Here is a 12,036-nt window from a genome sequence, read left to right on the forward strand (position 1 = left end):
TGTTAATCCTCAGGTAATGCTTCTTCACGCCACTGCAAGCCATCGCGGCCGATCAGGGCGCTGGCCGCGGCCGGGCCCCAGGTGCCGGCCGTGTACGGAATCGGCGCGCTGTCGTTCTGTTCCCAGTTGTCGAGTATCGGTTCGACCCATTCCCAGGCCGCTTCCAGTTCGTCGCCGCGCATGAACAGGGTCAGCTGGCCGCGCAGGACGTCGAGCAGCAGGCGCTCGTAGGCATCCATGCGCGGTGTCTTGAACGATTCGCGGAAATCGAGTTCCAGTTCCGCCGGTTTCAAGCGCATGCCGTCGCCCGGGGTTTTTGCCATCAAATTCATGCGCAAGCCTTCGTCCGGCTGCAAACGGATCACCAGGCAGTTCGGCTGGAAGCTGGACGTCGGCTGGTTGAAGATCGAGTGCGGGATCTGCTTGAAGCGCACGACGATTTCGGCCAGGCTGTCGGCCATGCGTTTGCCCGTGCGCAGGTAGAACGGCACGCCGGCCCAGCGCCAGGTATCGATTTCCGCCTTCAGCGCGACGAAGGTTTCGGTGCGCGAATGCTCGGGTGCATCCGGCTCGTCGCGGTAGCTCGGCACGGTGACGCCGTCCACGTGGCCGGCACGGTACTGGCCGCGCACGATGTTTTGCGCCAGGGTGGTGGGCGTGAATTTTTTCAGCGAGCGCAATACTTGCAGCTTTTCATCGCGTACGGCATCCGGCGCGATCGAGGTCGGCGGTTCCATGGCGACGATGCACAGCAGTTGCAGCAAGTGGTTTTGCAGCATGTCGCGCAGGGCGCCCGAGGTATCGTAGTAACCCATGCGGTTGCCTACGCCCAGTTTCTCGGCGATGGTGATCTGCACGTCGGAAATCCATTCGCGGCGCCACAGCGGCTCGAACAGGATATTGCCGAAGCGCAGGGCCAGCAAGTTCTGCACGGTTTCCTTGCCCAGGTAATGGTCGATACGGTAGATCTGCGATTCCTGGAAGACCTTGCCCACTTCGGCGTTGATCTGCTTGGCGCTGGCGAGGTCGCGGCCCAGCGGCTTTTCCAGCACCACGCGCGAATTCGGCGTGACCAGGCCGTTGTCTTCCAGGTTGTCGCAGATCAAGGCAAACAAGTGCGGCGGCGTCGCCAGGTAGTACACGCGCGTCAGGTCGGCATCGCCGCGCAGCGCTTCGACCAGTGGCGCGTACGTGGCCGCATCGCTGGCGTTGAGCGATACATACACGATGCGCGCGCAGAATTTGCTCCAGGTGGCGGCGTTCAGCGTGCTGGCCTTGATGTGGGGACGCGAGTTGGTTTCTACCATCTTCAGGAATGCATCCTGGCCGCTATCCTGGCGGCCCACACAGATGATGCGCGCCGTCGGCGGCAAATCGTTCGCGACGTCGCGCGCATACATTGCAGGCAACAACTTGCGCATTGCTAAATCGCCGCTGCCGCCAAACAGGACCAGGTCAAAATCGGTAAGTGCCATAAGTGAGTGTCGTCGCAAAAGTAAAAGGGCCGGAGCGGGGAGGAAGCCGACCGGAAGTGCCAGTCTGTCGCTACTATAATCGGTGGTGTAAATTTACTACGTAGAACAGGCAATTGCAAGAAATTTTACTACATTCCATCCCCTGACGTCGCAGTTTTGCCCGGTATGCCTGCCAGCGATGCCGCCATGGTCATTATATGCCGTTCGCTGGCGCAGGTACGCCGTCACGCCTTGCATAGCGCTTTTCAAAGCAACCATGGTTGCCAGGGAAATTTTCAATTCTCTGCGTCATCATTTGCGCTGTAGCAACAAGCAAATCAAGAAATGCTGTCAGGATCGCCGTTGGCAGCGTAAAGTAGCTTTGAGGAAAGTAAAAAACCGTATAATTCAAGCTCGAATCGATAGCAACTATTGGTTGTAAGAAATTGTACGATATACACTGCACCGCTAGCGCCGGCCATGCCCCGAACCCGCCATCCGACGTCCATGCGACGTGCAGTCCGCACTGCCCGCAGCATCAGGGCAGGCGACTTAACTTTACAAGACGGCTCAAGGGGACACAATGAATTCAATGCAGCAAGATGTCGATGAACGCACCAGCCTGACAGGCAATAATAAATTCGAACTGTTCCTGTTCAAGCTGGGCACCAGTGATCACTCGACCAGCCGCGAACTCTTCGGCATCAATGTGTTCAAAGTCCGTGAAATTATGGAAATGCCGGCCATCACGGCAGTGGCCGGTTCGCACCCGCACATGCTGGGCGTGGTCAATATCCGTGGCCAGATCGTGCCCGTGATCGACTTGCCGATGGCGGTCGGCTGCAAGAGCAATGGCTTGAAGATCCTGATGGTGACCGAATTTGCCCGCTCGACCCAGGCGTTTGCCGTGGAAGAGGTCGATGAAATCGTGCGCCTGGAATGGAACCAAGTGCTGTCGGCCGAGTCGAGCGTCGGCGGCGGCCTCGTCACGAGTATCGCGCGCCTCGATGGCGACACGGACAAGACACGCCTGGCGCAAGTGCTGGACGTGGAGCAAATCCTGCGCAACGTGCTGCCGTCGGGCGATCCCGATGTGGATCAGAACAGCATCGGCCCGCAAGTGCGCTTGCCGGCCGGCGCCGTGATCCTCGCGGCCGACGATTCCTCGCTGGCCCGCTCGCTGATCGAAAAGGGCCTGGAAGCGATGGGCGTGCCCTTCATCATGACCAAGACGGGCAAGGAAGCGTGGGAGCGCCTGCAGGCGATCTCGGCCCAGGCGGCGACCGAAGGCAAGACGGCGAAAGACAAGGTCGCGCTGGTGCTGACCGACCTGGAAATGCCGGAAATGGATGGTTTTACCCTGACGCGCAACATCAAGAACGATGGCCGCTTCTCCAACATCCCCGTGGTGATCCATTCGTCGCTGACGGGCTCGACCAACGAAGACCACGTCAAGGGCGTGGGCGCCGATGGTTATGTGGCCAAGTTTGTGGCGGCCGAACTGGCCGAGACCATCCGTAAAGTACTTGCGCGTTAATACGACGCCACCACCATGACCATGGTCAACACTGTTGTCGGATTACGCGGGGCGTTGCCCCGCTAATCCGACCTACGCCATTGGCATAAAAAAAGCGCCGGCACCCGCGAGGGGCCGGCGCTTTTTCATGCCTTGCTGAAATTGGGCCTGATACTTTAGGCCTGATACAGGTGTTCCGGCTGGCCCGCCACGTCCACGCGCACGGACAGCACGTGGCCGCTCAAAGGGTAGTTGGCGATCTCGGCGGCCGAGCGGTTGTGGCTGGCGCTGGTGATGTACAGGGTGCGCAGGTCGGGGCCGCCAAACGTCACCATGGTGGGGCAGCGCACGGGCACGGTAATTTCACCGAGCAAATGGCCATCAGGGGCGAAGCGTAGAATCTTGCCGCCTTCAAACATGGCCGACCAGTAGTTGCCTTCGCTGTCGACGGCCGCGCCATCCGGGCGTCCGCCGTAGTCCGCCGCTTTTTTGTCTGTGGAAAAGCGCTGGAATGGTTGTGGCGCGGAAATGGCTCCCGTGGCTGCGTCGAAATCAAAGCGGTCGATGCGGTGCGTAGTGGTATCCGAGTGGTACATGGTGCGTCCGTCAGGACTGAAGCCCAGGCCGTTCGATACCGTCATGCCGCCGGACCAGACCTTGCGCACTTGTCCCTTTTCCAGCACGAACATTTCCGCCGCATCAGCGCTGCGCGGCTCGAAAATCGTGCCGACCCAGAAGCGGCCTGCGGGGTCGACCTTGCCATCGTTGAAGCGAGTGGTGGCCATGTCGAACGGAGCGGGGGCAATTTCCGCCAGGCTACCCGTCTTGGTGTCGAGGTGGGCAAAGCCGCTGCGCAAGGCCACGATCAGGCCGCCGCCGGCGTTGATGGCCAGCGCCGACGGTTCCGTCGGCATGCTCCACTGCTCATGCTGGCCGCTGGCCGGGTGCACGCGGTGCACGGCGCGGCCATCGATGTCGACCCAGTACAGGGCCGCTTCCTTGCCATGCCACAGCGGGCATTCACCCACTTGCATGGCTTTGTCGCTGACTACCTTGATTTCGTAAATATTCATTTATTCTTAATGTGGAGAACGCTTAACAAAACCGTAGCGAACGGAAGGGAGAGGCTGCCGAGAAGCGGAACTGTGCTTGAGCACAGTGAGCATCGCAGGCTGCCTATACCGACGCGCAGCAGGTTTAGTTATGCGTTATTAGTATGCGGCCTTGGCGGCCTTGGCCAGGGCGATCAAGCCATTGGTCGAGCTGTCGTGGTGGTCGGGACGGGCTTCGCCCGTCAGTTCGGCCTGGATTTTCTTGGCCAGCACCTTGCCCAGTTCCACGCCCCACTGGTCGAAGCTGTTGACGTTCCACAAGACGCCCTGCACGAAGGTCTTGTGTTCGTACAGCGCGATCAGCGCGCCCAGGGTGGTCGGGGTCAGCTGGTCCATCAAAATGGTATTGCTGGGGCGGTTGCCGGGGAAAGTCTTGTGCGGCACCAGTGCTTCGATCTCGTTTTCCGGCAAACCTTGCGCCTGCAAGTCAAGGCGCACTTCCTCGCCCGTCTTGCCCGTCATGAAGGCTTCCGACTGGGCGAAGCAGTTCGCCAGCAGGGCGTCGTGGTGGCCCGGCAAATCGTGCGTGGCGCGCAGGGCGGCGATGAAATCGATGGGCGTGATGTCCGTGCCCTGATGCAGCAGCTGGAAATACGCGTGCTGCGCATTCGTGCCGCAATCGCCCCAGATGACGGGTCCGGTCGGCACGTCGACGGGCACGCCATCCTTGGTGACGCGCTTGCCATTGCTTTCCATGTCCAGTTGTTGCAAGTAGGCGGCAAAGCGGCTCAGGTCCTGGTGATAGGGCGCGATGGAGACGGAGCCGCAGTCGAGGAACTGGCGGTTCCAGAAGCCCACCATGGCCAGCACCACGGGCATATTCTGTTCCAGTGGCGCCTGGCGGAAATGCTGGTCCATCGCGTGCGCGCCGGCGAGGAAGTCGCTGAAGTACTCAAAGCCCACGGACAGCGCCACGGCCAGGCCGATCGAGGACCAGACGGAATAGCGGCCACCGACCCAGTCCCAGAACGGGAACATGTTTTCTGGCGAAATGCCGAAATCGACGATGGCTTGCGTGTTGGTCGAGACGGCCACGAAGTGTTGCGCCAGGTCAGTTTCTTCGCCTTCAAGCAAGAACCAGGCGCGCGCCGTGTTGGCGTTGAGCATGGTTTCGGCCGTGACGAAGGTTTTCGAGGCCACGATGAACAGGGTCGTTTCCGGATCAACCTTGGACAGGGTCGCTTCCATGTCGTGGCCGTCGACGTTGGACACAAAGTGCATTTCCAGGCCCGGGTTGGCGTAGGAGCGCAGCGCCAGGCAGGCCATTTTCGGTCCCAGGTCCGAGCCGCCGATGCCGATATTGACGATGTCGCAAATCGGCTTGCCCGTGTAGCCGAGCCAGCTGCCATTGCGTACCTTGTCGGTAAACGCCTTCACGCGCTGCAGCACATCTTGCACGTCGGCATCGATATCCTGGCCATCAACTACCAGGGCGGTGCCGCGCGGCGCGCGCAAGGCGGTATGCAGAACTGCCCGATGTTCGGTAAGATTGATTTTCTCGCCCGTAAACATCGCTTCGCGCTGCGCTTCCACGCCGCGCTCGCGGGCCAGGTCCATCAGCAGGGCCATGGCGGTGGCGTCGACGCGGTTCTTCGAGTAATCGAGCAGCAGTCCTGCCGCATCGACTGTCATGCTGGAAAAACGCGCGGGATCTAGAGCGAACAGCTGGCGCAGATGTACGTCGCGCAGGCTGGCGCTATGCGCTTGCAGGGACTGGAAACTGGCGGTGGCGGTGATGGCAGGAGTAGGTGCTGGCTGGCGCATGGCGGTCGGCTCGGGTGCTTGTCTCGGTTGAAAGGAGCGCGGCGCGTTCGTCGTGACGAACAGCGGATCCGGCGTTGGTATGAGAATAATACATCAGAAAAACGTAATTTCACTACAGTTTGTAACGTGAAGCCGATTTTGTTGTGCTTTTTTTAGCGATTGCAGCAGTCGTATATAAGGGATATGTTGGCAGCTGTGGATACGCGATATTGCCTGGGTTGGCTTTGATACGCCGCAATTTGTGGCTTATTTCTGTTGTTGGCCCATGCGAGAGTGCTTCTTCTTCACCATTTTGTAGTAAAATTTCACGAAATACTCATTTTTAAGGAAATTCATATGGCGCTGCATCCAGTAGTCGAATCCGTAACAGCGCGCATCATCGCGCGCAGCCGGCCATCGCGCGGCGCCTACCTGGCGCATCTGGATGCGGCCCGCATCCAGGGCGTGCAGCGCGGCGCCCTGTCGTGTACCAACCTGGCGCACGGTTTTGCCGCCTTTCCCGCCAACGACAAGCTGTCGCTGAAGGAGTACAAGAAGCCTTCCGTGGCCATCGTGTCTTCGTACAATGACATGCTGTCGGCGCACCAGCCCTTCGAAGGCTTTCCGCAAATCATCAAGCAAGCCGTGCGCGAAGTGGGTGCTGTGGCCCAGTTCGCCGGCGGCGTGCCCGCCATGTGCGATGGCGTGACGCAAGGCCAGCCGGGCATGGAATTGTCGCTGTTTTCGCGCGACACCATCGCCATGTCGACGGCCGTGGCGCTGTCGCACAATATGTTCGATGCCGCCCTGTACCTGGGCGTGTGCGACAAGATCGTGCCGGGCCTGCTGATCGGCGCGCTGCACTTCGGCCATCTGCCGGCCGTCTTCGTGCCGGCAGGTCCGATGACGTCGGGCCTGTCGAACCAGGAAAAAGCCAAGGTGCGCCAGTTGTATGCACAAGGCAAGGCCACGCGCGAAGACTTGCTCGAAGGCGAGTCGAAAGCCTACCATGGCGCCGGCACCTGTACCTTCTACGGTACGGCGAACAGCAATCAGATGCTGATGGAAGTGATGGGCCTGCACTTGCCGGGCGCCGCCTTCATCACGCCGAACACACCGCTGCGCGATGCGCTCACCAAAGCTGCCGCCCAGCGCGCTGCGGGCATCACGGCGCAAAGCGCCAGCTACTTGCCAGTCGGTCATATCGTTGACGAGAAATGTATCGTCAACGCCGTCGTGGGCTTGCTGGCCACGGGCGGCTCGACCAACCACACTTTGCACCTGGTGGCGATCGCCAAGGCGGCCGGCATCGTCATCGACTGGAACGATTTCAATGAACTGTCGGCCATCGTGCCGATGTTGACGCGCATCTACCCGAACGGCGACGCCGACGTGAACCATTTCCACGCGGCCGGCGGCACCGGTTACCTGATCCGCGAACTGCTGGACGCGGGCTTGCTGCACGAAGACGTCAACACCATCCTGGGCCGTGGCTTGCGCGCGCACTGCATGGAACCGTTCCTCGGTGAAGACGGCAAGGTCTTCTGGAAAGATGCACCGGCCGCCAGCGCCGATGAAAACGTGTTGCGTCCCGCTTCGAACCCGTTCGCGCCGGACGGCGGCATGGTCCTCGTCGCAGGTAACCTGGGCCGCGCCGTGATGAAAGTCTCGGCCGTCAAGCCACAGCACCGCACGGTGGAAGCGCCTGCCCTGGTGTTCAATTCGCAGGAAGAGTTCATGAATGCCTACAAGGCCGGCACCCTGGACCGCGACTTTGTCGCCGTGCTGCGCTTCCAGGGCCCGCGCGCCAACGGCATGCCGGAACTGCATGCGCTGACCCCCGCGCTGGCCAACCTGCAGGATGCGGGCCGCCAGGTGGCGCTGGTTACCGATGGCCGTATGTCGGGCGCGTCGGGCAAGGTGCCGGCCGCCATCCACGTGTCGCCTGAAATCCTCGCCGGCGGCGCCCTGGGCCTGGTGCGCGATGGCGACATCATCCGCCTTGACGCCTTTACGGGCGTGCTCGAAGCGCTGGTGCCGGCCGACGTCTGGCACGCGCGTTCGCTGGTAACGGCCGACCTGTCGCCGAACCACGTCGGCATGGGCCGCGAGCTGTTTTCCATGTTCCGTTCCACCGTCAGCGCGGCGGAAGAGGGTGCTACCACCTTCGGCCTGCCGTCGCCGATTCCCACCACCGTCGCCTTGCACGACGCCGACAATGTCGGTGATACTGTACCCGGTTCCGATGAAGACTTTTTGGCTAGGAAATAAGAGATGTCCATGACACTACTGGAAATTATGCGCACATCGAGCGTGATCCCCGTGATTGCGATCGACGATCCTGAACACGCCGTACCGCTGGCGCGCGCGCTGGTGGCGGGCGGCATCCGCGTACTGGAAGTGACCCTGCGCACCAAGCATGGCCTGGAAGCGATTCGCGCCATGTCGGCTGTACCGGGCGCCATCGTCGGCGTCGGCACCCTGACCCGTCCCGAGGAATTTGTCCAGGCGCGCGATGCGGGCGCCGTGTTTGGCGTCTCGCCAGGCCTGACGTCGGCCCTGGTGGCGGCGGCGAAAAGCAGCGGCTTGCCCCTGCTGCCAGGCGTGATGACGCCCGGTGAAGTGATGGCGGCGCGTGAAAACGGCTTCCAGCAGCTGAAACTGTTCCCGGCCGTGCCTGCCGGCGGTATCGGCATGCTCAACGCCATCTACGGCCCCCTGCCGGACATCACGTTCTGCCCGACGGGCGGCATCTCGCAAGAGACGGCGTCGCAGTTCCTGGCGTGCAAGAACGTCGCCTGCGTGGGCGGTTCGTGGCTGACGCCGAAAGACGCGATCGCGGCCGGCAACTGGGACCGCATCACGGAAATCGCCAAGGCTGCCAGCGGTTTGCGCTCAGCGTAAGCGGTACCGGCGCGGCAGGCTTGCGTGCCTGCCGCGCTTTCCTCCCTCCTCTGCATGCGAGTCTTGCGCCGCCCCCTGACCATCGGCGAAACCGCCATGGCCCGCAGCGTCTTTCAGGGCGCCATCGATTACGCGCGCGTGCGCGTGGTGCGCGGCTCTTTTTTGCCATTCGGCCTGCAGGACAAGAACACGGCGATGACGCCGCGCGGCAGCCTGCACTTCATGCCAGCCCAGTACCGCGACGATTTTTCGCGCGAAGGCAACGGCGGCAAGCTATTCTTCATCCACGAAATGGTGCACGTGTGGCAGTACCAGCTTGGCTACTGCGTGCTGCTGCATGGCGTGCGGCTGGCGCTGTGCGGCGGCTACATCCGGCAGCGCGCCTATCGCTACGACGCGCAAGCCGGCGGTATCCTGTCCGACTTCAACATGGAGCAGCAGGGCGACATCATCGCCCACTATTTCGGCGCCCGCCAGCTGGGCATTGCTGCCTACGTGGCGCAACTGCCGCAGCTGCAGGACATCCTGCAAGGCTTCCTGCTCGACCCCGCCGACTGCAGCTTGCTGCCGCGCTAATTTCGTTTCCTATCGTTATTTCATGTACGCGTGCATATATATTTAATTTGCATGTATTCAGACCTTGACATTCATCTCAGCATTACCTAAATTAAATTATACAAAGAACAATTTCTTTGTTTTAATTGCAACCTCGGCGCGAGATCGAGAGCAACCTGTCCAAGCGAGTAAATCATGCAGATTAGAAACAGCTGTAGAGGAAAGTCGTGCCTGAAAAAACGCCCACGTGGCGCAGCGCTGGTGGAATTTGCCTTGATCGCCCCTATCCTCTTTTTCCTTATCGCCATGATCATGGAACTGGGGATCATGTTCTGGGTCAACCTGACGATGCAATACGCCGTGCGCGAAGGGGCCCGCTACTCCATCACGGGGCAAAACAACCTTGATCCGGCCAGCGCCAACAAACAGCGCTACGAGGCCGTGCTACAAAAGATCAACGACAGTTCGCTGGGCCTGTATGCCATGGTCAGTCCCGTGGTGGTGGTCAATGGCGTATCGCAAGCGCCCTCCGCCTACAACAACACTATGTTCGGCTCGGCCGGCGATATCGTTGTGCTGCAGGTGAACTGCACCTGGCCCGTCATCACCCCCGCATGGCGCTTGATGGCCTTGCTCAATCCCAAAACTTCCACCAGTGCGCCCGGCCAGTATGCCTTCAGCGTCGCGGCCACCATGCGTAACGAGGCCTTCTGATGACACCATCCAAACAATTGACATTGACGCGCGCGCGCCGCCTGCAAGGCGTGGCTGCCGTGGAATTCGCCCTGGTGTTGCCCTTCTTGCTGATGATGGCCGTCCCCGTCTTCGATCTGGCGCGCATCGTGCAAGGCGACATGATATTGACCAATCTGAGCCGCGAAGGGGCCAATTTGGCCTCGCGCTCCTCGCAAGACCCGCAAACCATCATGACGGCGCTGGCGATGACGACGCCGCCGCTGGACATGGCCAGCAATGGTAGCATGTACATCAGCAAGATCATGGGCAATGGCCCCGGCAAGCAAAACGTCATTCTTGAACATTACCGCTGGACACAAGGGCCGCAGCAGGCTAGCAAGGTGTGGAACTGCAGCAACTGGGCCAGCGACGGCACGGGCAAGTGCACCAGCATTCCCAGCGGTGGTTCGCCCATCAACGATGCCATGAGCAACCAGTTGGCCAATGGCGAAGTCATTTATGTCGTCGAGGGACTGTATCGCGCCAACATCCTGTTTGCCGGCATGAGCCTGGGTTTTGGAGCGCAAACGCCCCAGCTGAGCGGCAATCTGTACGCCAAGACTATTTTTTAGACACGCTGTCATTATTGCGCAGGCGCACGTGCACGCGCCGGGAGAACATCATGAAAAGCATACGCAGGCAGACCGGAAAACAAAAGGGGCAAGTGCTGATCGTCATCGCCCTGTCGATGGTGGTGCTGATCGGCGCGGTGGGGCTGGCCATCGATTCCGGCCTGGGCTTCATCATCCGTTCCAAGCTCAATGCGGCCGTCGATTCGGCCAGCATCGCCGCCGCGCGCGCCGTGACGCAAGGCGTGGGCGAGGCGGCGCAGCGGGCCAGCGCCCAGGCGGCGGCGCAAAAATTCTTTGCCGCGAATTTCCCCACGGGCTACCTGGGGGCCACGCCCACCTTCAACAATCCCACAGTGACCTTTGATGCCGGCAAGGTGACGATCGATGCGGCGGCCACGGCCTCCGTGCCCGTGACCCTTATGCGCGTGCTAGGCTTCAATTTGCTGTCGGTCAGCGCCTCGGCGCAGACCATCCGCAAGGACCTGGACCTGGCCTTCGTGATGGATACCTCGGGCTCGCTGTCGCCTGTCGGCTCCACCGTCATCAGCAGCGCGCAGCTGTTTCTCAGCAAATTCAATCCGGCGCTGGACCGCATGGCCCTGATCCATTTTTCCTACGGCGCCGAAGTCGATACGCCGATCAGCAAGGTGGCGCGCGGTTTCGACCAGGCGGGCATGAAGACCACCATTGGCAACTATTCGTTTGACGGCTTGACGAATTCGGCCGAAGGCATGTGGAATGGTCGCGACCAGCTCAACAGCATCGCCCTGGCCAACCGCTCCAGTCTGCGCGTCATCGTGTTTTTTTCCGATGGATCGCCCAATACCATTTCGTCCGTCTTCAAGTTCAAGAAGCCGGCCGACTGCACCACGCCTGGATCGCTGGTGACGGGCGACGGCACCAGCACCGGCACGCCGGCCGGCCTGTGGCGGATCGACAAGCAGGGCACGACGGCGGCCGGCAAGTGCAACCAGGATACGAACATCGTCAAGAACCTCGATACGGCCGCCTTGCCGCAGTGGTATAACGCGCACAATCCCACGAACTTGCCGGCCTTGCAGGAGTTCCCCATCATCACGGCCACGCCGCGTTCGGTCACCAACGATACCAGCAGCAATTCGGCCACCTGGATTAATGTCAACCGGGCCTCGCGCAACCTGCTCGAAGCGGTGGCCGCCAAGGCCCGCAGCGAGGGCATGTACGTGTTTACCCTGGGCCTGGGCAGCGAGTTGACCGCGGCAAATGGCCCCGCGCCCAGCGACAAGGGCGAAGATATCCTCAAGTGCATGGCCAACACGCCCGATGCCCTGTCGCGCTGCGTGAACGCGGGCGCCGGCCAACCCGTCGGCATTTATTGCCACGCCGCCAACTCCAACGAGTTGAAGCCCTGCTTCGAGAAACTCGCCTCGGCCATTTTGCGCATCAGCATGTAGATACGGAAACCA

General features: G+C 61.1%; 10 protein-coding genes. 7 read left to right on the forward strand and 3 right to left on the reverse strand.

Annotation, left to right across the window (positions count from 1 at the left end):
- Positions 1-2: 2 nt before the first annotated feature.
- The gene (gene zwf / locus C8C89_RS10570) at positions 3-1,475 is read right to left on the reverse strand and encodes a glucose-6-phosphate dehydrogenase (RefSeq protein WP_101482368.1); all 1,473 of its coding nucleotides are present in this window, start codon (positions 1,473-1,475) and stop codon (positions 3-5) included.
- Positions 1,476-2,037: 562 nt separating this feature from the next.
- On the opposite strand from zwf, the gene C8C89_RS10575 reads away from it, so the two are divergent.
- On the forward strand, positions 2,038-2,991 hold the full coding sequence (locus C8C89_RS10575) for a chemotaxis protein (protein ID WP_133989823.1): 954 nt from the start codon (positions 2,038-2,040) through the stop codon (positions 2,989-2,991).
- A 155-nt stretch (positions 2,992-3,146) separates the two neighbouring features.
- Here the strand turns inward: C8C89_RS10575 and C8C89_RS10580 are convergent, their stop codons facing one another.
- Both C8C89_RS10580 and pgi read right to left on the reverse strand, forming a co-directional pair.
- The gene (locus C8C89_RS10580) at positions 3,147-4,043 is read right to left on the reverse strand and encodes an SMP-30/gluconolactonase/LRE family protein (protein WP_133989825.1); all 897 of its coding nucleotides are present in this window, start codon (positions 4,041-4,043) and stop codon (positions 3,147-3,149) included.
- 138 nt (positions 4,044-4,181) lie between these two features.
- Positions 4,182-5,846: a glucose-6-phosphate isomerase gene (pgi, locus tag C8C89_RS10585; protein ID WP_101482366.1), complete on the reverse strand. Its 1,665-nt coding sequence runs from the start codon at positions 5,844-5,846 to the stop codon at positions 4,182-4,184.
- Positions 5,847-6,182: 336 nt separating this feature from the next.
- Here pgi and edd point away from each other — a divergent pair, with 336 nt between their 5' ends.
- From edd to C8C89_RS10615, 6 genes are all read left to right on the forward strand, one after another.
- Complete coding sequence (gene edd, locus C8C89_RS10590) at positions 6,183-8,096, forward strand: phosphogluconate dehydratase (protein ID WP_101482365.1); 1,914 nt, start codon at positions 6,183-6,185, stop codon at positions 8,094-8,096.
- Between the two features lie 3 nt (positions 8,097-8,099).
- Complete coding sequence (gene eda, locus C8C89_RS10595) at positions 8,100-8,729, forward strand: bifunctional 4-hydroxy-2-oxoglutarate aldolase/2-dehydro-3-deoxy-phosphogluconate aldolase (protein WP_133989827.1); 630 nt, start codon at positions 8,100-8,102, stop codon at positions 8,727-8,729.
- 63 nt (positions 8,730-8,792) lie between these two features.
- Positions 8,793-9,305: a type IV secretion protein Rhs gene (locus C8C89_RS10600; protein WP_133989829.1), complete on the forward strand. Its 513-nt coding sequence runs from the start codon at positions 8,793-8,795 to the stop codon at positions 9,303-9,305.
- A gap of 174 nt (positions 9,306-9,479) precedes the next feature.
- Positions 9,480-9,998 (forward strand): TadE family protein, encoded by a 519-nt coding sequence (locus C8C89_RS10605; RefSeq protein WP_133989831.1) that lies wholly within the window; start codon positions 9,480-9,482, stop codon positions 9,996-9,998.
- Positions 9,998-10,591 (forward strand): TadE family protein, encoded by a 594-nt coding sequence (locus tag C8C89_RS10610; RefSeq protein ID WP_133989833.1) that lies wholly within the window; start codon positions 9,998-10,000, stop codon positions 10,589-10,591. The genes C8C89_RS10605 and C8C89_RS10610 overlap by 1 nt, the downstream gene beginning before the upstream one ends.
- A gap of 50 nt (positions 10,592-10,641) precedes the next feature.
- Positions 10,642-12,024, forward strand: a complete 1,383-nt coding sequence (locus tag C8C89_RS10615; RefSeq protein ID WP_101482361.1) for a VWA domain-containing protein — start codon at positions 10,642-10,644, stop codon at positions 12,022-12,024.
- Positions 12,025-12,036: the final 12 nt, after the last annotated feature.

It is taken from the genome of Janthinobacterium sp. 75 (assembly GCF_004365495.1).
Classification (GTDB): domain Bacteria; phylum Pseudomonadota; class Gammaproteobacteria; order Burkholderiales; family Burkholderiaceae_D; genus Janthinobacterium.